The sequence below is a fragment of the Shewanella marisflavi genome, from assembly GCF_002215585.1.
Classification (GTDB): domain Bacteria; phylum Pseudomonadota; class Gammaproteobacteria; order Enterobacterales; family Shewanellaceae; genus Shewanella; species Shewanella marisflavi.
Map to the genome: position 1 here is coordinate 985,827 of NZ_CP022272.1, position 22,815 is coordinate 1,008,641.

Annotated in this window: 21 protein-coding genes; 15 read left to right on the forward strand and 6 right to left on the reverse strand. The window is 51.6% G+C overall.

The features are described from left to right. Positions 1–178: 178 nt before the first annotated feature. Entirely contained in the window at positions 179–1,732 is a 1,554-nt protein-coding gene (locus CFF01_RS04360) for a glutamate synthase-related protein (protein ID WP_088903997.1), read from the reverse strand. Between the two features lie 231 nt (positions 1,733–1,963). On the opposite strand from CFF01_RS04360, the gene CFF01_RS04365 reads away from it, so the two are divergent. The 3 genes from CFF01_RS04365 to CFF01_RS04375 all read left to right on the forward strand — a co-directional run bounded on the left by CFF01_RS04365 (position 1,964) and on the right by CFF01_RS04375 (position 4,565). Next, positions 1,964–2,545: a gluconate 2-dehydrogenase subunit 3 family protein gene (locus tag CFF01_RS04365; protein WP_088903998.1), complete on the forward strand. Its 582-nt coding sequence runs from the start codon at positions 1,964–1,966 to the stop codon at positions 2,543–2,545. A gap of 24 nt (positions 2,546–2,569) precedes the next feature. Further along, positions 2,570–4,273: a GMC family oxidoreductase gene (locus tag CFF01_RS04370; protein WP_088903999.1), complete on the forward strand. Its 1,704-nt coding sequence runs from the start codon at positions 2,570–2,572 to the stop codon at positions 4,271–4,273. Between the two features lie 88 nt (positions 4,274–4,361). Further along, positions 4,362–4,565 carry a dodecin gene (locus CFF01_RS04375; RefSeq protein ID WP_033539648.1) on the forward strand — a complete coding sequence of 68 codons (204 nt, stop codon included), beginning with the start codon at positions 4,362–4,364 and terminating at the stop codon, positions 4,563–4,565. A gap of 13 nt (positions 4,566–4,578) precedes the next feature. Here the strand turns inward: CFF01_RS04375 and queG are convergent, their stop codons facing one another. Next, positions 4,579–5,742, reverse strand: coding sequence for a tRNA epoxyqueuosine(34) reductase QueG (queG, locus tag CFF01_RS04380; RefSeq protein ID WP_088904000.1), 1,164 nt, complete (start codon positions 5,740–5,742; stop codon positions 4,579–4,581). Positions 5,743–5,942: 200 nt separating this feature from the next. Here queG and CFF01_RS04385 point away from each other — a divergent pair, with 200 nt between their 5' ends. Continuing rightward, positions 5,943–6,713 carry a substrate-binding periplasmic protein gene (locus tag CFF01_RS04385; protein ID WP_232479505.1) on the forward strand — a complete coding sequence of 257 codons (771 nt, stop codon included), beginning with the start codon at positions 5,943–5,945 and terminating at the stop codon, positions 6,711–6,713. Between the two features lie 3 nt (positions 6,714–6,716). Here the strand turns inward: CFF01_RS04385 and CFF01_RS04390 are convergent, their stop codons facing one another. Continuing rightward, complete coding sequence (locus CFF01_RS04390) at positions 6,717–8,624, reverse strand: tetratricopeptide repeat-containing diguanylate cyclase (protein WP_088904002.1); 1,908 nt, start codon at positions 8,622–8,624, stop codon at positions 6,717–6,719. A gap of 275 nt (positions 8,625–8,899) precedes the next feature. On the opposite strand from CFF01_RS04390, the gene CFF01_RS04395 reads away from it, so the two are divergent. Then, positions 8,900–9,337 carry a DUF3069 domain-containing protein gene (locus CFF01_RS04395; RefSeq protein WP_033540633.1) on the forward strand — a complete coding sequence of 146 codons (438 nt, stop codon included), beginning with the start codon at positions 8,900–8,902 and terminating at the stop codon, positions 9,335–9,337. A 21-nt stretch (positions 9,338–9,358) separates the two neighbouring features. Here the strand turns inward: CFF01_RS04395 and rsuA are convergent, their stop codons facing one another. Beyond that, a complete protein-coding gene (gene rsuA, locus CFF01_RS04400) occupies positions 9,359–10,051 on the reverse strand; it encodes a 16S rRNA pseudouridine(516) synthase RsuA (RefSeq protein ID WP_033540634.1) in 693 nt (230 codons plus the stop codon). Between the two features lie 70 nt (positions 10,052–10,121). On the opposite strand from rsuA, the gene CFF01_RS04405 reads away from it, so the two are divergent. From CFF01_RS04405 to CFF01_RS04430, 6 genes are all read left to right on the forward strand, one after another. Continuing rightward, the gene (locus CFF01_RS04405; protein ID WP_232479506.1) at positions 10,122–10,709 is read left to right on the forward strand and encodes a sugar O-acetyltransferase; all 588 of its coding nucleotides are present in this window, start codon (positions 10,122–10,124) and stop codon (positions 10,707–10,709) included. 198 nt (positions 10,710–10,907) lie between these two features. Continuing rightward, complete coding sequence (locus tag CFF01_RS04410) at positions 10,908–12,992, forward strand: M13 family metallopeptidase (RefSeq protein WP_088904003.1); 2,085 nt, start codon at positions 10,908–10,910, stop codon at positions 12,990–12,992. A 149-nt stretch (positions 12,993–13,141) separates the two neighbouring features. Continuing rightward, the gene (locus tag CFF01_RS04415; RefSeq protein WP_088904004.1) at positions 13,142–13,927 is read left to right on the forward strand and encodes a RelA/SpoT domain-containing protein; all 786 of its coding nucleotides are present in this window, start codon (positions 13,142–13,144) and stop codon (positions 13,925–13,927) included. 89 nt (positions 13,928–14,016) lie between these two features. After that, the gene (locus tag CFF01_RS04420; protein WP_088904005.1) at positions 14,017–14,418 is read left to right on the forward strand and encodes an SMI1/KNR4 family protein; all 402 of its coding nucleotides are present in this window, start codon (positions 14,017–14,019) and stop codon (positions 14,416–14,418) included. Positions 14,419–14,453: 35 nt separating this feature from the next. Beyond that, a complete protein-coding gene (locus CFF01_RS04425; RefSeq protein ID WP_033540638.1) occupies positions 14,454–14,954 on the forward strand; it encodes a DUF4447 family protein in 501 nt (166 codons plus the stop codon). A gap of 148 nt (positions 14,955–15,102) precedes the next feature. Then, positions 15,103–15,711 carry a hypothetical protein gene (locus CFF01_RS04430; RefSeq protein ID WP_088904006.1) on the forward strand — a complete coding sequence of 203 codons (609 nt, stop codon included), beginning with the start codon at positions 15,103–15,105 and terminating at the stop codon, positions 15,709–15,711. A 56-nt stretch (positions 15,712–15,767) separates the two neighbouring features. Here CFF01_RS04430 and CFF01_RS04435 read toward each other — a convergent pair whose 3' ends face one another. Both CFF01_RS04435 and CFF01_RS04440 read right to left on the reverse strand, forming a co-directional pair. After that, a complete protein-coding gene (locus tag CFF01_RS04435; protein WP_033540640.1) occupies positions 15,768–16,403 on the reverse strand; it encodes a glutathione S-transferase family protein in 636 nt (211 codons plus the stop codon). An 84-nt stretch (positions 16,404–16,487) separates the two neighbouring features. After that, positions 16,488–19,058: a TonB-dependent receptor gene (locus CFF01_RS04440; RefSeq protein ID WP_033540641.1), complete on the reverse strand. Its 2,571-nt coding sequence runs from the start codon at positions 19,056–19,058 to the stop codon at positions 16,488–16,490. 240 nt (positions 19,059–19,298) lie between these two features. Here CFF01_RS04440 and CFF01_RS04445 point away from each other — a divergent pair, with 240 nt between their 5' ends. The 4 genes from CFF01_RS04445 to CFF01_RS04460 are packed head-to-tail and all read left to right on the forward strand — an operon-like array spanning position 19,299 to position 22,807. Further along, positions 19,299–19,874: a PH domain-containing protein gene (locus CFF01_RS04445; protein ID WP_088904007.1), complete on the forward strand. Its 576-nt coding sequence runs from the start codon at positions 19,299–19,301 to the stop codon at positions 19,872–19,874. A 5-nt stretch (positions 19,875–19,879) separates the two neighbouring features. Then, positions 19,880–21,148, forward strand: a complete 1,269-nt coding sequence (locus CFF01_RS04450; protein WP_088904008.1) for an Nramp family divalent metal transporter — start codon at positions 19,880–19,882, stop codon at positions 21,146–21,148. Between the two features lie 47 nt (positions 21,149–21,195). Next, the gene (locus CFF01_RS04455; RefSeq protein WP_157704937.1) at positions 21,196–22,287 is read left to right on the forward strand and encodes a serine hydrolase domain-containing protein; all 1,092 of its coding nucleotides are present in this window, start codon (positions 21,196–21,198) and stop codon (positions 22,285–22,287) included. A gap of 55 nt (positions 22,288–22,342) precedes the next feature. Next, positions 22,343–22,807 (forward strand): YehS family protein, encoded by a 465-nt coding sequence (locus CFF01_RS04460; protein WP_033540645.1) that lies wholly within the window; start codon positions 22,343–22,345, stop codon positions 22,805–22,807. Positions 22,808–22,815 lie beyond the last annotated feature (8 nt).

The following is a 22,815-nucleotide window of genomic DNA, read 5'->3' on the forward strand; positions in this document are numbered from 1 at the left end:
CTGACATGAGACGAGCTTTGAACTTGGGCTATGGGTTGCCCTAAGAGCTTCGGCGGCAAGTGTGCACTTTTTTATCTTGTTAAACAAGTCTTTACTAGTTATGGATTTGTCTTGAGCTTAAGAGGCTTGGCCCGCCTCTTCGTAGAGGAGGCGGGCTATGAAGGTGTTGCCTATGGCTTTAAATCTGTGTCACGCCTGCGTAGGGAATGCCGGAGAGCCTGGCCATCTCGCTGTGCCAGGTGGCCAGATCATCTAAGTTGAACTGGTTTAGCTTATGGTGTCCACAAGCTCTGGCCATCACCTGCATCAGCTCGGCAGAGGCAGCCATAAAGTTAGCCAGTTGCTGGGCCGATTTGTCGATATTGAGCCGCTGACGCAGATCGGCGTTTTGGGTGGCGATACCGGCGGGACAGTTATTGGTATTACAGATTCGGGCAGCCACGCAGCCGATCGCCTGCATGGCACTATTGGCCAGGGCGACGCCGTCGGCACCTAGTGCCATCGCCTTAACAAAGTCCATGGGCAATCTGAGCCCGCCTGTGATGATGAGCGTCACCCGGCCACTGGCGCCCTGCTGGTCGAGATAACGCCGGGCCCGCGCCAAGGCTGGGATGGTGGGTACACTGATGTGATCGCGAAAAATCTGCGGCGCTGCGCCCGTACCGCCGCCTCGGCCATCGAGTATGATGTAGTCGGCGCTGGCATCCAGGGCAAACTGAATATCCCGTTCGATATGATTGGCGCTCAGCTTAAAGCCGATAGGCACGCCGCCGCTGAGTTCCCGCACCCTGTCGGCGAAGCGTTTAAAATCGGCCACTGAGTTGAGGTCTTTGAACCTGGGTGGCGAGATGGCGTCCTGACCCGCGGGAATACCGCGGATTTCGGCGATCTTGCCTTGATTCTTGCTGCCCGGTAGGTGACCGCCTGTGCCTGTCTTGGCTCCTTGTCCTCCCTTGAAGTGAAACGCCTGTATCTTACTCATCAAGGCTTCCTGATAGCCAAATTGGGCGCTGGCCAGCTCATAGAAGTAGCGCGAATTGGCCGCCTGCTCCTCGGGCAGCATGCCACCTTCACCAGAGCAGATCCCTGTGCCCGCCAGCTCGGCGCCCTTGGCCAGGGCAACTTTTGCCTCCTGCGAAAGTGCGCCGAAGCTCATGTCTGACACCAATAGGGGGATCTTGAGTCGCAGGGGCTTTCGTGCCTCGGGCCCAATAATCAGCTCGGTGTCTACCGCTTCTTCTTCAAACAGTGGCTTGCTGGCCATCTGGGCCGTCATGATCTGAATCTCATCCCAGCTTGGGAGCTGATATCTGGGCACCCCCATAGCGACCATAGGGCCGTGGTGCCCGAGATTTTTCAGTCCCTCTCTGGCCAGTTGATGGATGAGTTCGACGCTGGGCTCCTCTTTTGTCGCTGCGGCCTTGGGCGGTTTATCAGCATCATCTTTGGCGATGGCCTCTCGGCCTGGACCCTCTTTGCCCACCTGCTCTGAATTAAACTGCTTATGGGTGCCATCGCAGTATGGGGCGTTGCCTGTGTGTTTACAGGCGCACAGGTAGGCTTCGCCAGTGTCCTCGGGGGTAAAGGCTTTGGGGGTCAGGCCCGTACCCTTGTGGGAACCATCGCAAAAGGGCTGACTGTTTGAGCGGCCACAGACGCAAAAATAGTATTCCTTTCCTTTGGTTAACTCGACTTTCTTAGGTTTGTTATCGGCGATGACAGGTTTTGTCATGGGAGATCCTTAAAGCGCAGTTGAGCAAGTTTATCTTCTAGTCTAGGTGCTTTTGTGACTCATTGCCGCTGCGACGGTTTTTGTGGGATCGCTCTGGGTGTTGACCCGGCGCGCCGAAAAATTCACACTCAATTGAATCCATTTGGCTTCAACTTAGGTCTTATAACTGGCGATGCAGCGAGAGCCGGGGGCAGGCTAAAGGAGAACAAGGTGACAGGGCGAGGGAAGAAGATGGCAACAGAGTATGCCTATGAGAGCGGGTTGGATCGGCGGGCGTTTCTTGCCCGTAGCGGCGCACTGGCGTTCTTGTTAACGGCGAAACCCCAGTTTAGCTGGGCGGATGATGAGGGCTTTTCACTCGCCACTCGGCCGCAAGATTTTGACGTGATCAACCGCGCCATCATAGAGAGCGTGCAATTGCATCTGTTTCCCGATGATGGTGATGGTCCATCGGCCAAGGATCTCAATGCCTATAGCTATCTTTTGTGGGCCATGGAAGATCCGGATAATCGCGCCGATGACGATAGGCAGTTTGTTTTACAGGGGGCTGCCTGGTTAGAGGACCTGACCGATTCTGAGCTGAAACGCAGTTTTTTGGTACTGAGCTGGGATGAGCAGGAGGCGATGCTAGCACGTATCGCCAAGAGCCGCGCCGGTGAAAACTGGCTCTCCTTGCTGCTCTACTACCTGATTGAGGCACTGACCCTAGACCCGGTTTATGGCGGCAATCCCGATCAGATTGGTTGGCGCTGGCTTGAGCATCAACCTGGTTTTCCACGTCCGGTACCGGGTAAGACCTATCTCGATTTTTAACATTGCAGAACAGGATGATTGGCTATGGGTTTAGCGCGCGCGGGTGAAACACAAGAGCAAGAGCCGTTTGAGGTATGTATTGTTGGCAGCGGCGCCGGCGCTGGGCCCATCGCTTATGAGCTAGCCAAGGCGGGGATTAATGTGGTCGTGCTGGAGAAGGGCGATTGGTACACCGAGCAGGATTTTGTCAAAGATGAGCAGTTGCCACGTCACCGGGTGTTTCGCTCTCAGTTCGATGAGGAGCGTCATGTGCTGGAGCTTCCCGACGGTGAGGGTGGCTGGCGCCGCGAGACCACGGCGCAGTTTTGGGGCGGTAATATTGTAGGCGGTGCCTCTAACTTTATGAGCGGCTATTTTCATCGTCTCAAACCAACGGATTTTCGTCTTGCTTCTAGCTTCCCTGCAATCCCTGGTGCCAACACGGTCGACTGGCCCATCAGTTATGAGGAGCTTGAGCCTTATTACACCAAGGTGGAGCAGATTGTCGGCGTCAGCGGCAAAGTAGTAAAACATCCACAGCTAGAGCCGAGATCGACGCCTGACTTTCCTTTTCCTCCAACCTTAGAGCACCCCATCGCTGCCCGTTTCGATAATGCCTGTCAGCAGCTCAAACTGACCCCCTTGCCTATGGCGAGGGCCATTCTGTCAAAGCCCTTTAAGCAACGCATGAGCTGCGAATACTCGGGTTATTGTGGCAGTTATGGCTGTCACTCGGGGGCTAAGGGGAGCTCGCGTGCAGCCCTGCTGAATGACGCGGTGGCCAGCGGCCATTGCCGCATTATTACCCGTGCCAAGGTGTATCGCCTTAATAGCGATGCCAAGGGACGGGTCAGTTCGGTCGACTATTTCGATACCAGTAGCAAGAGCCAGCGTATCCAGGCCAAGATATTCGTGGTGGCCTGCTATGCCATCGAGAGCGTCCGTTTGCTGCTGGCCAGCCCTGGCGAGAAACACCCCAAGGGGATAGGCAATCGTTTTGGTCAGGTGGGCAAAAACTTGCACTGCTGCGCAGGTGGTACTGGTCATGGGGTGTTTAAGCTCGATAAGCTAGCAGCGGAGACAGCGGCCGGGCTTAAGGTGCGCGGCCCCTTCTTTAACCGCGCCCTGCAGGATTGGTATGTGATTGATGACAAAGCGGCGTTCGATAAGCCGGTGAAGGGCGGTACCTTAGATTTTGTGTTCGATCCTCCTTCGCCGACCAGCGAGGCTAATGGACTCAAGTGGCAGGAGGGCAATCTCTTGTGGGGCACGCCGCTTAAGCAGAAGATCAAGGCGCATTTCACCCAGTCGCGGGATTTTAAATTTGAGGTATTCTGTGATTGGCTGACCAATGATGATTGTTACGTCACTCTGGACGATGAAGAGCAAGACAAGTGGGGGCAGCCTGTGGCCAAGGTGCGCGCCGGTTTTCATCCCCATGATCTTAAGGTGGCACAGTATTTAGTCGATCGGGGTGTAGAGGTGATGAAGGCGATGGGCGCCGATGAAGCCTGGGGGAATGTGTTTAGCGATCCGACCTCAAACTTAGTGGCGGGCGGATGCCGTTTCGGTGACGATCCACGCACCTCTGTGCTCGACAGAGACTGCCGGGTGCATGATTGTGACAACCTGTATGTAACCGATGGTGCCTTTATGCCCAATGGCGGCAGTGTTACACCGACGTTTACTATTTATGCCAATGCCTTTCGGGTAGCCGATCGGTTGCTTGAGCGCTTAAAGCCTATCTAATGCTGTAGTGATTTTGCGCATGGCGCCACAGGAGATGAAAAGCTTTCCTATACTCAAGGGGATACCGATTTGCTACAGGAGATCCACCATGAGTCATACCTATAAGATCATCGAACTCGTCGGTTCCTCACCCATAAGCTCGGATGAGGCGATTAAAAATGCCATCGAAACCGCTAGCCAGTCCTTGCACCACCTGCGCTGGTTTCAGGTGGTCGAGACTCGCGGCCATCTTGAGGCTGGATTGATCGCCCATTGGCAGGTGACGGTGAAGGTGGGGTTTACCTTAGACTAATATCTGTTGGGGACTAGGCATCTCGGGCCAGTCCCTTTTCTACCGCGCGGATCACTCGCTGGGTCTTACGATTGGGCTGGTCGCCACCGTTGGCCTGGCGAGCCAGTGCCCAGTCGATATGTTCGCGCACCATCTCATCGACCTCTTCACTGTCTCTGCGAGTCTCGAGCGCCGCGACTATCTCCTTTGATGTCGGTGCATTACCCAGGGCGACGGCGATGTTTCGAAGCCAGCGCTTGTGGCCGATACGGCGGATGGCGCTGCCCTCAGTAAACTTGAGAAACTCCGCCTCACTCCAGGCGAAGAGGGTTAATAGCTGTGGGTATTTGAGTGGATCCCGGGTGTGGAAGTCGCTTTCATTGGTAAGCGGCGCCTCACTGTTGACCGGGCAGACCAGCTGGCAGTCGTCACAGCCGTAGATACGATTGCCCATCAGCGGCCTGAACTCTTCAGGGATCGCTCCTTGAAGTTCTATGGTGAGGTAGGAGATGCAGCGCCTGCCATCGACCACATAGGGTTCGACGATAGCGTTAGTTGGGCAAGACTTGATGCAGGCCACGCAGGTGTTGCAGTCTGCCTTTACTGGGATGTCTACCGGAAGGGGGAGATCGATTAACAGCTCACCCAGGAAAAACCAGCTACCTGCCTCATGATTAAGCAGCAGGCTATGTTTACCTGTCCAGCCAAGTCCGGCTTTGTCGGCCAGAGGTCGCTCCAAAATGGGGGCCGAATCGACAAAAGGGCGATAGTTGGGGCGCTCAAGACCTAAGCTGGTCAGCTCGGCCTCTATCTGTTGGCCCAGCTTTTTTAGCCGGTTACGGATCATCTTGTGGTAATCACGGCCACCGGCATAGCGAGAGATGTAGGCCAGATTAGGATCTTTCAGGTGAGTGGCAAACCCCGCTTCTGGCGGCAGGTAGTCCATGCGAGCCGAGATCACTCGTGTGGTGCCAGGGTGCAGCTCAGCGGGCCGGGCGCGCATCATGCCGTGACTGGCCATATAGTTCATCTCACCATGGTAGCCCTTGTCGAGCCAGGCCTGCAGCTTAGCCTCTTCTGCGCTGAGATCGGTATCGCAGATGCCTATCTGGGCAAAACCTAGCGCTTTACCCCACTGTTTTATCTTAAGGGCGAGTTGCTGCAATGCCTGGGGCGATAACGAACTGGGGTGAGACATTAGTGGTAACTAAGGGTGAGCGATGGCGCCATGATAACAGTTTTGGCCAAGTGAACAAATCCCACAGCGTCTAGACCTCCGCTCTCTTGCCGCGCTATTGCTTTTTAACCTTAGGCTATTTATGTTGAACCTAAGGTCTGTGGCTTACCTCATCATGGGCTAGCATCTTTCTAGGGCCGCTCATTTTCTCGGGGAATCGTTTGATTAAGCATAGCTTGTGGTTTTTTTCGTTGTTGATTTTGTCGCTGCCCTGTACGGCGGCGTCGCTGCGCATGCTGACCGAGGAGTGGGCGCCGATGAGCTATCAGGAGGATGGCGTTCCCAAAGGCTACGGCGTCACTCTGGTGCAGCGGCTTGCCGAGAAGCTTGGGGAGCCGGCCAATATCGAAGTCTTGCCCTGGGCGAGGGCCTATGCCATTGCAGATAGTGAGCCCAATATCTTGTTATTTGCGACCTCTCAAAATCAGCAACGCAACAGGCTGTTTGATTTTGTCGGCCCTATCGCCACCACTCGTATCTCTATCTACGCGAAAACGGCAGATGAACTCAGCCCAGGTTCAGTGGCTGAGCTCGATGCGCTTGGGAGTATTGGCGTGTATAGGGGCTCATTAGGTGAGTCTATGCTGAGTGAGCAAGGGGTCAACCATCTGACTGTGGCCAGTTTTCCACAGCAATCGGCGCGTCAACTTAAGCACGATAGAATACGTTTCTGGTGTCAGGCTGACTTAGCGGTGGCTCGCTTGTTGGCGGAAGTGAATATGGGGATAGAAGAGGTGTATCCGGTATTTGAACTGGCGCAGATCGATCTGTATTTGGCTTTTTCTAAAGGCACTTCGCCAGAGGTGGTGAACCGTTGGCTGGACGCCTTGTCTAGCCTGCAAGCATCGGGTGAGTTAGCGCGTCTCTATCAGGAATGGTTTCCCAGCTTCACTGCCCCCCAGCAGATCGAGCTTATCTCACGCCAGGATTAAGGGCTAGGCTTGGTCTAAGATCGCGCAGTTACGACCCGATGATTTGGCTTTGTAAAGAGCATCATCGGCGCGTTTGAGTAGATGCTCAAAACTCTTGTCACCATCTGTACTGGCAATACCGGCACTGATAGTGAGTTTGAAGTTGATATAGATATCGTCGAAGTTGCTGCTCTCTACCGTGGTCACCAGGCGCTGAGCAATATTAAGGGCCTGCTCGGCTGTCGTGCCGGGTAAGAGCACCAAAAACTCCTCGCCACCGACGCGGCCAACCAGATCCTGCTTACGCATCAAGCCGTTACTAATATTAGCCAGAGCGATCAGTACCTTGTCACCTATATCGTGACCATATTTATCATTGACCTTCTTAAAGTGGTCGGCGTCAAACAGGATAATTGATAGCGGCTGATGGGCCTCATCTTTAGATTTGAAGTAATTCTCCCCCTTGGAATAGGTGTATCGTCGGTTGGGGAGCTGGGTCAGATGATCGGTCAGGGCCAGAATCGACAATAGCTTAGACTTTTGTGATTGCTTGTAGGCGACAATGGAAAGAATGATCATTATGATGCAGCCAAGCACTATCACAGTCAGCTGCAAGTATTTGTTCTGTTTCAGAATAATTAGCTCGTTTTCTTTGACCTTTTGCAGTTCAATCAGCTGTTGGTTTTCACGTTCTATCTGCTCGGTATTAAAGCGGGTACGCATCTCTGTGGTGCGATTAGTCTGCAGGGTGGCATCCAGTGACTTGTGGGTCTGAATATAACTTAGTAGCGCCTCATAGGCTTGTTTCCAATTCTGCTCGGCGACGAAGATCTGGCTGTGCACCATATGCAGTTGTTCCAGACCGCGAGCATTTTTGATCTGCTGAAAGCTTTCCTTGGCCATATCGATATAGTCTAGCGCCTCCTGATAACGGCCTTCGTTTAAGGCCGATTGCGCTTGATAGAGGCGCATAAAGCTGTAGCTGGCACCAATCTCAGGCGTGATGAACCTTTGTGCCAATTCAAGATAGGGTTTGGCTTCCGCTTGACGGTGGAGCTGAATCAGCATGCCGGCGACATTGACGGCAGTATGGGCGCTGATCTCTTCACCTAAGGTATCTCGCCAATGTTGGTAGGCTGCTTTATGGTTGGAAAGTGCGGCCTCATATTCACCCAGCTCCTCCAGGGCATAACCTATCTCAGTCTTGATGGAGTAAGCACCGTCTTTATCACCTGTCTTTTCGTACTGTTTTTCTAGCTTGTTATAGTATTTTATGGCGGTTTGTGGGTCGCCGAAGCGGCGGTAGCTGGTGGCCAGTTCAGTGAGATTGTAGATAGCCCAGTGTTGTAGGTTGAGCGATTCATACAGGTTTTGGGCCGTGATGAGATCTTCCAAAGCCTGGGCAAAATTGCCCTGAAAGGAGTAGATCGAGCCGCGAAGAGAGCGTGAGTCGGCGATCAATTTGGGAGATTCTATCAGGTAAGCCTCGGCGACAACCTTGTTGTACCCATCCATGGCCTCTTCTACTTCACCAAGTAGCTGATACATAAAGGCGCGACATAGCCTTAAATCTGTTGCGGCTTCTGCCGAGGCAGATATTCCTTCCGACAGTAATTTAAGATCGGCAAAGGCAATGGCTTTCTTGATCCCTTCCGGCTTAGAGATGTCGAAACTATTCCAGCACAGCACGGTTTGTAGTTTTAGATAGTGCTGGGTATCTTCGGGGGTGATGTTGGCGGAGAGAAAGGCGAGCGCATCATTGATCTTCTGCTGATCTGTAAAATCGCCCTGTTCAAATTTGGCGAAAACAGCGTCCACCTCTTCGGCTACATCTTCCTCTGCCAGGCTAATAGTACTGTAGCCGTAGAGTGAAAGACCTAACCAAAGTAGCAAGAGGGTTAACCAGGATTTTGTTTTTGTTTTTCTTGTCATTTCTTTAGCTTGTCAACCTTGCTATGTGACCATTTAACCTTAGCACAGATGCCTTTTTTGTAACTATATTATACGGCTGGCAATTTATTGACAGTAAAAAGTATATTTTTTATGCGTTTATTTTTAACTTTTATATAACAAAGTGAGCATTTTGCTTTTAGGTCTGACTAAGGTATAACGTCTTCTTTTATTTTTCCGCGCTTCAGACGGTGCCTAAGCACTGGTGATGAGCGAAGGGACTACGCAGTTGGCCCTATCTAATTGAGACATTTTTTATGAGTAAACCGAGTCAAGAGTACCAAGCCATTGCCGAGCAGGCCGCGCTGAATGTGTGCAATACAGTGATCCCTATGGACAAGATCCCATCAAACCTGATGGAGGCCTATGCTAACCTGTTTAATGAGCTGCTCAGCGACGAAGAAGGAAAATTTGGCCAAGCCTGGGATGCTTTACCAGCTAGCGCTAAGGGATTGTTGTCTCAGGCCGAGTTTCACGGTTTTTATATCGCTAATGCCTGGTTACAGTTGAGCCGTGTGGCTCAGGATATTGCCGAGCTGGCTGACAGTGATGAGGCGATAGAGGAGAAAGAATACAATGACATCTTTACCCGCCTTTCAGATGCCTCGCTCAAAGAGAGTGTGAAAAAGCTAAAGAAGGCCCGCACAGACAGGGCCTTACTCAATAGCATTAAGGCAGTGATTGCCGGTCAATAAACTTGACCGACGGGACTGGCGTTATTTGACCGAAGCGATTTCTGCTGGCGTAAGATAACGCCACTCTCCCGGTGCCAAGGTGTCATCCAATACGATCTCGCCGATAGATTCGCGGTGTAATCCAACGACCTTGTTCCCCACGGCTGCAAACATGCGCTTGACTTGATGGTACTTGCCTTCGGTGATGGTGAGTCTGGCCTGATGGCTATCCAACAGCGTTAACTGTGCCGGTTTAGTGAGGCCATCCTCGCTCCGCAGCGCAATCCCCTTGGCAAACTCCTCTACCCACTCCTCTTTTAGTGGGTCGGCAAGCTGTACCAGATAGGTTTTGCCACATTCCCGTTTTGGAGAGGTGACTCTGTGTGACCACTGGCCGTCGCTGGTGATCAACACTAGGCCTGTGGTATCGGCATCCAAGCGTCCGGCGATATGCAGATCATCCTTTTGGGGCAGATCAACGAGGTTAAGCACAGAGGGGTAAACCTCATCGATGGTCGAGCAGAGGGTATCAAGCGGTTTGTGCAGCATGATAAATCGCGGGCCGATTGGGCTGATAGGCTCGCCGTCCAGACAGACGCTATCGGTTTCCTTGACCTTAAAGCTGCCATCTTTGATGATCTTGCCATCCACGCTAACCTCACCGCGATGTAGCGCCTTCTTGGCGAGGGAGCGGGTGAGCGGGGTGGATTCACTGATAAATTTGTCGAGACGCACTGTATTACTCTAAGGTTTCTGCTTTGGGGCGACATTATGAGGCCACAGGCAGTAAAGGAAAAGTGTTAGCATGGCAAAACCTTCATTTAACTCAAGTGACAGCCAAGGAGCCAAATGCCAGATGGAGCCGTTAACCGAATTTGACAAGATGATTAGCTCACTGGAGTACAACTGCCTTGATGGCGATCTTCAGCGCCTTTGGCAACAGCGCCAGCAGGCCAATGCAAAGATGAATCGCCGGGTCGCGTTGGATCGCGACCTGCTGTGCCATGTCGATCCAGAGGCGGCGATCATGCTCCCCCTCTATATCAGTTATGGTGAAAACCTGCATATTGCGCCGCAGGTGTTTATTAATGTCAATGTCACCCTGCAAGACAACGCCGCTATCACCATAGGGAGACAAACCATGATAGGCCCTAATGTGCAGTGTTACACCGCGAGTCATCCACTGCAGGCCGATCGGCGCTGTGAGGGCTGGGAGACGGCAAAGCCGATTCTGATCGGCGAGCGGGTATGGATTGGCGGCGGGGCGATCATTTTGCCTGGCGTGACTATAGGCGATGAAGCCGTGGTGGCCGCGGGTGCCGTGGTGACCAAAGATGTGGCCCCTAAGACAGTTGTCGGTGGCAACCCTGCGCGGGTGATCCGCGCCCTATAGTGGGTTTCATGTTACAGGTAAGGAAATCTTTACTTACACATGAGTGACCGGAAATTTGCCTTTGGTAAACAGATAAACTTGTTTACATCGACTCAATCCCATTAACATGTGTAGCTTGAAGCAGATTTTGCATCTTTTTGGCTTCGCCATGACAGTCGCATTGCTAACAAAAAACAATTAAGCATAAAAGGAATTCACATGAAAAAAGTTTTCGTTGGAGGGGTGTGTGCCTCTTTAATACTTGGTCTTAGCGCTTGCAACAGCGACCAGGCTGAAGTTAAGGCGCCAGAAACGGCCAAGACAGAAGCCGCCGTTGCCGTTGAACAGGCACTGACCTCGGGGATCGATTTTGCCAACTTCGATAAGTCTGTTCGTCCACAAGATGATTTTTATTCTTATGTAAACGGCACTTGGATCAAGAATACCGAGATCCCAGGGGACCGTACCAGCACAGGTGCTTTCTACGACCTGCGTGAAAAGTCTCGTGACGATGTTAAAGCCATTATTGAAGAGGTGGCGGCGACACCTAATCTAAAGCCTGGTACCGACGAGCAGAAAGTGGCCGATCTTTATCGCTCTTTCATGGATACCGAGCAGTTAGATAAGCTAGGCATCAAGCCAATCCAGAGCGAGCTAGACAAGATCGCCGCGCTTGAGAACAAAGATCAGCTGGTGGAATATTTTGCCCATAGCCAGATGATTGGTGGCGGTACTCCGCTGGCGTTTTACATCAACATAGATGCGAAAGATTCGAGCCGCTATGCAACCCATATCTGGCAATATGGTTTAAGCCTGCCGGAGAAAGATTACTACTTCAATGAAGCAGAGCGTTTCGTCAATATTCGTAAGGCATTCGTGGCGCATATCGAGAAGATGTTTACCCTGGCTGGTCTGCCAAACGCCAAAGAGAGTGCCGAGCAGATCCTGGCACTGGAAACCGCTATCGCCAGCCGTCACTGGGACGTAGTCGAGTCGCGTGACAGCACTAAGACCTACAACCTGTATCAAGTGGCTGATCTGCCTAAGCTGGCACCGGATATCAACTGGAACGGTTATCTTAAGACCCTGGGCGGTGACAAGCAGGCCGATATCATTATTAATCAGCCAAGCTATATCGAAGGCTTCAATGAAGTGCTGAAGGCGAACGACCTGTCTGTGTGGAAGACCTACATGACCTGGCAGACGCTAACTCACTTTGCCGGTAACTTGAGCTCAGATCTGGATCGTGAAAACTTTGAGTTCTTCTCTAAGACGCTTAACGGTCAGGCAGAGCAACAACCACGTTGGAAGCGCGGTGTGAGCACGGTTAACAGCCTGCTGGGTGAAGTGGTTGGTAAGGTTTATGTGAAGCGTCACTTCAAGCCAGAAGCTAAGCACCGTATGCAGGAGTTGGTTGAAAACCTGCGCCGCGCCTATGGTGAAAGCATCGATGGTTTAGAGTGGATGAGCCCAGATACTAAGGTTGCGGCCAAAGATAAGCTGGCTAAGTTTGATCCCAAGATCGGTTACCCTGATCGCTGGGAAAACTATGACAAGCTGACCATTAAGGCTGACGATCTTGTGGGTAACAGTATGCGCGCAAGCCAACTAAGCCACGAGAAGGAGCTTGAGAAACTAGGTTCACCTATCCGTAAGTGGGAGTGGCACATGACGCCACAGACGGTTAATGCCTACTACAACCCGACCATGAACGAGATCGTGTTCCCTGCTGCTATCTTGCAACCGCCTTTCTTTAACATGGAAGCAGACGATGCGGTGAACTACGGCGGTATCGGCGCCGTGATTGGTCACGAGATGGGCCATGGTTTCGACGACCAAGGGGCTAAGTTCGACGGCGAAGGCAATATGCGCGACTGGTGGACTGAGCAAGATCTGCAAGAGTTTGCTAGCCGTGGTAAGGCACTGGTTGAGCAGTACAACAACTATGCGGTGTTTGATGACCTGAATGTTAATGGTGAGCTCACCTTAGGCGAGAACATTGGCGATCTTTCTGGCGTGACTATCGCATACAAAGCCTACAAAATGTCACTCAATGGCAAAGAAGCACCGGTTATTGATGGCCTGACTGGCGATGAGCGCTTCTTCATCGGCTTTAGCCAGATCTGGCGTGCCAAGATGAAAGAGGAAGCGATGCGTAACCGTGTGGCGACCGATCCGCATTCACCGGCTAAGTTCCGTGCCGTGGGCGCCCTGTCTAATATGCCTGAGTTCTATAGCACCTTCGACGTTAAAGAAGGTGACGCTATGTATATTGAGCCCAGCAAGCGTGTGAAGATCTGGTAACCTGTTATTCCAATAGTTAAAAAGAGCGCCTAGGCGCTCTTTTTTTATGACATTTTTGATAAACAATTGTTCATCACCCATTCAGCCTGGATTAAGTGAGTGCTGGCTAGATTAAAGGTTCGAGGTTAACGCTATTACCGAGGACGGTTATGAATAAGTTGTTTCGACCTTTTTTTATTTTCCTGTTATTAGTCTCCACGCGCAGTGCCTTAGCGGTTAATTACGATGCCCTAAACGATACTAAGGATGATCGAGGCAGCTATGCGCAGAAACAAACATTTAGCAAAGACCAACATGGTCTGCATGCCATTGCCAGCAGCTCTGCTGTCAGCATTCATCAGGCCAGCCAAGATTTAGATAGCCTCTATGCCTTAGCGGGCGAGGCGCAACAGGAACTGGCTGCGCTGCTCGAAGGCCTTAATTTTGCGCAGCGTTACCAACTGATGCTCCCCGAAGTGAAAAGCTATGAGCGTGCCAAGGCTAAGATAGCGGCCAAGTTTGACGGAGATGCCAGCCGCATTACCGATCTCGCCAGAGCCAGTCTGGTAGCCGATGATATTCAGGGCTTGATGACAGCCTATGAGGCGTTAAATAGTCAGGTTAAGGTGTTGCAGGTGAAAAACCGTTTTGCCACGCCTAAAGCCTCAGGTTATCGTGACCTCAACCTCTTGGTGCAACTACCCGAGACCGGCATGATTGCCGAGGTGCAGCTGCACCTTAAAGGGATCGCCGAGATTAAAAGCGGTGATGAACATAAGGTCTATGAGCAGATACAGGCCATCGAAGCGCGCGCTAAAAGTCAGTCTCGTGAACTGAGTGAACTGGAACAGGCGCAGATCACCGCGCTGCGTCAAGAGTCTCATAAGCAGTATCACAAAGCCTGGCTTTACTATAAGCGCTTAGATAGTGCCGAGCTGCTAAACGCTGCGGCATAGTCTGCTGGCCTGTGTAGTGAAATTGCATTAACAATCTGCGGTTAAAGGGATTATACTTGCGGCCATTAGCCCATTAAGAGCAGACGATAATGCACGATCTTATCGAGCAACTAAGGGAACTGAACCAAACGGTTCCCGTGCCACTGGAACTGCCCAGCTTCGATCAACTGGTGGAAGTCGAAGAGCAGATACTGATCCCTTTGCCTTCAGAGTTAAAGGAATATCTGTTATATGCCAGTGACGTGATTCACGGCACTTTAGAGCCGGTGACTGTGAGTGATCCTTATTCCCATACTTATCTTCCCGAGGTGACCTCTTATGCCTGGTCTATCGGCTTGCCGAGGGAATATATTGCCATTTGTCAGCAGGGTGATGACTTTTACTGTATCGATCAGGAAGGTCAGGTGATGTTGTGGCAAGACGGCGAACTGGATGAGGATAGCTGGGAGTCATTTTGGCAGTGGGTGGAAGAGGTGTGGATCCCTTCTTAGCGCGAGTTAACGATTAATTACATTTGGAAATCATGATGGCAAAAAGTGCTGAATTAAATGCGATAGAAATTAAATATTTGCGTCACTCATTAGGTCTTAGCGCGGCCCAGGTGGGCGAGCTGAGCAAGTGTAGTGAAGCCGATGTTTTGGCCTGGGAAGCGGGTGAGGCTGAAGTCTCTGGTCTGGCGGCTAAGAAGCTACTGGAGCTTGATGAGACCATTGAGATGCAGGTGCTTAACACCTGTGATGGTATCGAAGAGCTGTTTAGTAAAGAGCCTAAGCGCCGCCTGAGTTTCGTGGTGTACCCAACGCAGGCTGTTTATACCCAATATAACCCTGAGTTTTTAAGCTCATTACCACTGACTGAGCTTTATAACACCGCCGCCTGGCGTATCAAGAAAGAGTGTAAGCTAGTGCTTGAAGTGGATGTGACTCTAGTGCCGCTGGATGTTGAGGCTTACAAGGCTTACCGTGAAAAAGAAGGCCTGAAAGAGAGCCGTGAGAGCCGTGCCAAGTGGGCCGCCACTCAGCTATGAGTCAATGTATGACTTAACAAACCGAAGCCCCGATCGTTATATCGGGGCTTTTTTAATTATCTTTCATCTTTAAACCGTGTTGCTTTAACGGGCCCAATGCTATCTTGTGCAAATGTTACTTAAAAGTTAACTTTATTTGGACAAGGATATGTACCAAGTCGAGGCTTATCGCCAGCCAACCTCACGCCTAGTTATCATCGCCGCGCTTATCTATCTGCCGTTGGTCGAGAGCTTGTTACCCGGTCTGTTTGGGACCTTGTGGGTTAATCCAAGCTTTATGCTCGAGGTGCAACCTGTGGCCCTGCTGATAAAGTTAATTGCTGTGCTCTTTGGGTTATCACTACTCGCTCGCTTTCGTCGTCAAATTGCTCAAGTTATCAAGGGCAACTGGCCGGTAACTTTCGTTATGGGGCTAAGTTATTTGCTGGGCGCCGCGCAGCTTATTTTCTTAGCCTTGGGTTTGTTTATGAGCCTAGTGTTTAATGCACCTGTGAAAGAACAGAGTCAGTTTAAGCGTTTTGAAGATTACGCCATCTGGGTGCAGACCATAGATCCAGGAGCCATGGGCAAGGCTTACCATAGGGTGTGGTTGCAGTGTGATTTACCTGTGTGGCGCTATCAGCTGAAGCCGATTAAAACCTTGGATTGGGTGGGCGACTATAAGATGAGTCTGGATGATCATATTTTGACTATCGGCTCAGGGGGAGGTGATATCGAGCTGGATCTCTCCGAGGTGCCGGGTTGTCAGTCAGCCTAAAAACTCACGCTGTAGCAGCATAGTGATGCTCAGATCACTATGCTGTCGTGATATCCCTAATCCACGGCCTTTGCGGCTATGGCTTCGGTTTTCTCTAGCGCGCGGGCGAGCGCAGGGCGGCTCTTCATTCTGTCCCTAAAGGCGGCCAGTTTGGGCGGGATCTGCTGCTCAAACACAGTGGCCCACATCAGGGTATGGGTTAACATGATATCTGCCACGGTCGGTTTATCGCCGAGCAGAAACTCACTATCGGGCAAGAGCTGTTCAGCAATGGCGGCGGCCTTGTCGAACTCCCACACCGCGACCGGTAATATCTCTGGGTGACGCTGGGCCTCCGGCAGGGCAAATTTATGTTTGCCCATGGTCCAAAGCGGCTGCTCTAGCTCACTGATGATAAAGCTCATCCATTGATGATAATGACCGGCCTCTGGCGTGCCAGGGATGGGCAGAAATTGACCTTGCCCATATTTTTCAGCCAGGTATTGGCAGATTGCCGCCGATTCGGTCAGCACCAAATCGTCATCTTGAATGACGGGGATTTTGCCACTGGGGTTCATGGCCAAAAAGGCCTCGCTGCGGTTGTCGCCCTTGGCAAAGTTGATGAAATGAAATTGCCAATCGACATCCAGCTCTTCCAGCAACCAAGAGACACGCAACGCGCGGCTTCTTGGGGTTCCATATAGAGTGATCATCCTTTTCCTCGCTCAGTGTTGGAGAAGTGTTGAGTGTAATAAAAAATGGCATCCAAGTGGATGCCATTTTTGTGAAAGTGTAGGTTAGAACCTCATACTCACCTTAGTGTAGAAATAGCGACCCATAGGATTGTGGGTAGCAATCACGTAGCCGTAGAGGTCAGTGTCACCATCACCGATAGCAAATGGTGGCTCTTCATCTAACACGTTGTTGATGCCAACACTCCATTTGATGATGTCGTTAAAGCGGTAGGAGGCTGATATATCCACCAGTAGCTGTGCATCAACCATTCGTGACTCATTCTCTTCAAAATCGAGGACGCCGTCGAAGTTGATGTCTGGCGTATCTTCAAACTCACCTATGTAGCTGAAGTTGATGTTGGCGGCAAAGTCATCCATGGTCCAGTTTGTGGTGAGCAACCAACGATGTTGTGGGTAGCGATATTCACCAGTGTAATCTAGCTTGTCTTTCTCAAAATTGTGTAGGTAGCTGTATTCCAGTCCAAATTTAAGTTCGCCGTAACTATCAAACTCTAAACCATAATGGCTGGATACATCCACCCCTTGCACCTCTTGTGAGCTGAGGTTAATAAAGCTTGAGTGGATTAGGCTGATAGGGCCTAAAGATTGTCCTGGCTGCGGCGCCAGACGCTCACACACAGTGCTATTTTGATCGTTACAGTTAGCCAGGTAGATCTCGCCTAGCGGTTGCTTATCGATCTTATTGTCCTGAGTGATGCTAAAGACATCGAAGCCAACATCAAATTTTTGGGTTGGTGCCCAAATCAGGCCCGCATTCCAGGTTTCTGATTCTTCGGCATCCAGGTCTGAGTTACCGGCAAACTCGGTGTTGTAATCCAGAGCGGTACAGTCGACATTGTCAGCATCGCAGCGGTAGGTATCGATAAAGAAACTACTTTCTCTCGATGGGCCAAGACCGATTTGTGCCAGTGATGGTGCGCGAAAGCCCGTTGCCCATGATGCGCGTGCCGTTAGCTCATCTGTGATCCCCCACTGGAAGGCGACCTTAGGGTTTGTGGTTGAACCAAAATCGCTATAGTGGTCATAGCGGCCAGCCAGTTGTAGCTCAAAGTTGTCTGTGACTGGAATAGAAAATTCCACATAGGCGGCGTATTGATCGCGATCCGCTTGAGCTGACACTGCTTCGGTACCGAAGATAAGCCCGCGCTGGAACTGATCATCTGGAACATCACTCACATCCTCTTCACGGTACTCAATACCCGCTGCCATCATCACTTCGCGATCGGCCAGGGTAAAGGCAGGTCCAGTGATGCTAGCATCATAGGCGGTCAGGTGTGACACCCCCTGGCGAACCAGGCTGGTGGTGATACGGTCGATCACCTCTTGAGGGTTCATGGTGCCACCGAAGGGGTTGTAATTTCCGGCATCGATCTCAGCTTGCAAGAAGTCGGTTCTTACCCAGCCCTGGCTTCTGTCACCTTTTTGGGTCGATTCGCTGCGACCTTTTTGGAATGAGACTTCCCAGTCCCACTCATCCATTGAACCACGCAATCCAGCGACCATACGCAGGGTGTCAGATTCGATGTCCCAGCGACGTGCGCCGGCATCGACGGTACGGTAACGGCCGATCTCGATATCCGTACCCCAAGGATTGTTGGGGTGGGTACCGGGTACGGTCAGCATGGCATCTTCATCCAGAGGCGTCGGTGCGCCGCCAGCTTCAGAGGTGTTGTGCTGCGCCGCGACTTCGAGGAATGCCGTTAGCTCATCAGTCAGGTTATAGTCGAACTGGGCGATGGCGCCTACACGTTCTGCGGCAGGAATGGTGAGGTTATAAGGGCCATAGTCGAACAGGCAGCTGCCGCTGGCAGTGGCTGAGTCAGGCGGGCAATCTGGATCTATCGTCTTGACGCCATCGACATAGAAGTAGCCCGGGAAACCGCGTGATGAACGGAAATCTTCACCGCCGTATGGACTTTGATTCGCTGTACCGAAGCGACCCATCTCACTGGCGGCTAGGGTGTTGTTTTTAAAGTAGTCGAGAATGATAGAGGCGCTGCCCTTATCCGATTGCATGCCCCACAGCATGCTAGCGCTTTGTTCATCATAACCAGAGTCAGAGGCATCACCATAGCCTAAGTTAATTTCTAGCCCTTCGAAGTTTTTACGCAAAACGATGTTTACCACACCGGCGATGGCATCAGAGCCATAAATCGCTGAGGCGCCATCTTTTAGGATATCGATGCGTTCGATCGCAGAGATAGGAATATTGTTAATGTCGACGAAGGAGTTGGTGATCCCTTCGGCAAATGAGCTTATGGCTACGCGGCGACCATTGATTAGTACTAAGGTCGCATCTGGGCCCATGCCACGCAGACTGATAGAGGCGGCGCCGTTGGCGGTTGAGTCTTGACTGTTGCCACGGGTAGAGAAGGCGCCTGCACCGTTGGCCGGCATACGTTCCAGTAACTGTTGTAGGTTATCGAAACCCATGTTGGCAATATCGTCTTTGTTGATCGACTGGATAGGCGATGGGCCTTCAATGTCAGTACGTTTAATACGAGAGCCTGTGACTTCGATACGTTCAACATCATCGTTGGCATATACGTGAGGGGTTAGCGCAAGGGTAATGGCAATAGCGCAAGCGCTGGGCCAGTATTGAGGTCTTTTCATGATTATCCCTAATTTATCTTTATATTTATATTCAGTGACTACCTCTTCACTACCGCCACCATTCGTCACCTTTTGTTACGGTAACGTTACTAAACTAATCGCTAATGTAACAAAGTCAATAGGGCGAACTGCTAACAAATGTAAATAAATAAACGCATGATTTTGATTGATTAATGCCTTCTCTCTTGGCATTGTCATAGGTTATTTCAACCTAAGGTGTGTCAGGAGATAGGAGTGATGATGGAAGAGAATACACTGCTCGAAGCCAGGTTTAGCCCTAAGCTCGGGCTCTATTGGTTGACCTCGGGGGCTGTGCTTTTAGGGGTGACTGTTGTCGGTATTCCTCTGCTTCTGCTCTGGTTTCCTCTGGGACTATTAGTGACCAATCGTTATATCGCCAATATGAGTGCCGAGCTGACGACCAAGAAGTTAATTGTGCGCAAGGGGATACTTACCCGCACCGAAAATACCGTGCCGCTGGATAAGATCACCGATATGGCGATGATTCAGGGGCCTTTGATGCGCCTGTTCGGCATTCATAAACTGACCATTGAAACGGCAGGCCAGTCTGGTGCTGGTGCCTTGATTAGCCTGACAGGTGTGGAAGAGGTTGCCGAGTTTCGCGCGGCCGTGATGGCGCAAAAGAGTGCCTTGAGTGAAAGCCAGATAAGGCCCGAGGCGAAAGCCGATTTGGCGACTCAGACCTTAGCCTGCTTGCAGAGTATTAGTGAGACGCTAGTGCGCATCGAAACCAGGTTAACACCGCCATCTGAGGCAGATAAGGCTCAGCAAAGCAGCCTGAGCACGGGAGAATAAACCCAGTGGAGCCATTATCTGTAACCGCCCCGAAATCGACACTTTGGCAACAGTCTACGCGCCTCTTTAGAGCCACCGGGCCAGGCCTCTTGATGGCGGCCGCGGCCATCGGCGCCTCCCATTTAGTGGCCTCGACCCGCGCCGGCGCCGAGTTTGGCTGGCAGCTCGCCTGGGTGATCTTACTGGTTAACCTGCTCAAATATCCCTTCTTTGCCGCCGGAGCACGTTACACGGCAGCCACGGGTGAGAGCCTGCTGCACGGTTATCAGCGGCAGGGGCGCGGCTATCTGATCCTGTTCTCAATACTCAACGCCCTGGCGGCGGTCGCCAGTACGGCCGGGGTCGCCATGTTAACGGCGGCGCTGCTGACTCAGTTTATTCCCTTGCCTATCGATCTCCTTGCGCTGATCGTCTTGCTGGCCAGCCTACTATTGCTGGTGCTTGGCCACTACCGGGTGCTCGACAAGGTGACTAAGGTGATCATGCTCTGTTTGACGGTCACCACCCTGAGCGCAGCGGCATTGGCCTTTAATGCCGAGTCTATTTTGACGCCGGGTTTCGTGTCGCCTTCACCTTGGCAGTGGGCTCATGTGGGGTTCTTGGTGGCCATGATGGGCTGGATGCCTGCGCCGATAGAGGTCAGTTGCTGGAACTCTCTGTGGCTACTGGAGAAGCAGAAACAGCAGTTGGTGACGCCCAAGCAGGCGCTGTTCGATTTTAATTTAGGCTTTATCACCACGGCAGTCTTGGCCCTGGTGTTTCTCTCGCTCGGCGCCATGGTGATGCACGGCTCTGGGGGGCACTTTTTCCCCTCTGGTGCCAAATTTGCCGAGCAGTTGATCCAGCTCTACAGCCAGGTGCTGGGTGAGGGAAGTCGTTACCTGATCGCCCTGGTAGCACTCCTCTGTATCTTCAGCACCACAGTGACTGTGGTCGATGGTTATAGCCGGACTTTGGCCTTGAGTGTTCAATTGTTGAGAGGCGAAGAGGCTAGCGAACGCGGCCTAAATATTATCATGCTGCTGGTGAGTGCCTTGGGACTTGGGATCATCTTGTTCTTTAAGGGAGCGCTATTGCCGCTGCTGCAGTTTGTGATGACCCTGGCCTTTATGACCACCATCATCTTTGCCTGGCTCAATTACCGTTTGATGACCAGTGACAATTTGGCGCCGAGTGCTCGATATGGGCTGGCCATGCGACTGCTTTCTTGGATAGGTATGGCTTATCTGTTAGGGTTTGCGGCTTTATTTATATATTGGAAATGGCTTGGCTGAGTCATGGAGGCTGATAAGGCCGCCGAAACCACATGGATGATAACAAGATGAGAAAGCGTATCAGATTGGCTAGCCTATGCCTGCTGGCCAGCCTATTGGGCGCTAGCCCGTTAGTTCTGGCGGCGCCGAGTGAGGTAAAAGCCGATCTGAGTCCGACAGGCAATGTGGCACTGGGTCGTAGTTTGGATGCGATCATCGCCGATAATGAGCGACCCTTTTACGGCTTAGTCGCCCTGATGCAGGGCGGTAATATCGTCTACCTCAAGGGCAATACCTATCAAGAGGGAACCCCTCCCACACTCGATAGCCGCTTTATGTTGGCCTCTCAGAGCAAGATGATCACTGCCGCCCTGGTGATGCAGGCGGTTGCCGATGGACAATTTACTTTGGATGATAAGGTGAATCCCTATCTGAAAGCGGCCGGTTTGGCGAGTTACGACGAGCGAATAACCATAGATCAGCTGCTCAGCCACAGCTCGGGGATAGCGCCGCAGGACAAGGCCAATCGCTTCGCGCCGGGCAGTGACTTTCAATATTCCAATTTAGGCTATCAGGTACTGGCTCAGTTGCTTGAGGCACAGTATCAGCAGTCTTTTGCCTCTTTAGTAAACCGCTTCTTAGCCTCTCATGGCGTTAGTGGCATCAGGGCCCAGTTAGGTGCGCAGCAAGGGCTGATTCAGGGTATAGAGATCGGCTCTGGTGAACCTATGGAGTATGAGGTGCAGATGAACCTGCTACCCGGTGGTGGCATGACAGGCACGGCCTCGGGTTTGTTAAATTATTTACGGGTCTTGCATGGCGGTAACTTGCTACCTGATGCTCAATATCAGGCGATGATAACGCCGAGGATGTTACGTCCCCATCGCTGGTCGTCACTCTATTACGGCTATGGGGTGCAGGTGAATCTCCAGGGCATCAAAGAGTACAGTCACTCAGGCTATCTGCCGGGTTATCAGTCTCTGAGTCTAAGCTATCCCGAGCACGACACTTACCTGGTGGTGCTGGAAAACGCCTCCTGGCCTCTGGATGACATGGATAAGGTGTTTGGTCTACATGACAAACTGCGCCTGGCGCTACAAGATGCCTTGTTGCAGGGCAGTAAAAATAAAGCGGCTTCGCAGGGGCAAAGTCGGCTATAATGTCGTCCCAGAGGCAGGCGCACCCGCGCGAGCCGATTATTTAAGAACTTAAGCTATGATTAATAACGATATTTTACGCCGTTTACGTTTTGTATTTGATTACAAAAATGCCAAGATGATCAAGATCTTCGCCAAGGTCAAACATGAGATGGACCAAGAGGTCTTGCTCAACATGTTGAAGAAAGAGGCCGAAGAGGGTTACAAGCCTTGCAATGACAAGACGCTTTGTTTGTTTCTGGATGGTTTGATTATCGAGAAACGTGGCCTGCGTGAAGGCGCCGAGATCCCAGCTCCAGTCTCTCAGTTAAACAACAACCTGATCTTTAAGAAGTTAAGGATCGCACTGGAGATGCGTGAAGAGGACGTTATCGAGACCTTGGCCCTGGCCGATTTCAATATGAGCAAATCTGAACTGGGCGCCCTGTTTAGAAAGCCCGGCCATAAGCATTTTAAGGAGTGCGGTGATCAGGTGCTGCGTAATTTCTTAACTGGCTTGTCGATCAAATATCGCGGTAAGTAAATCCTATC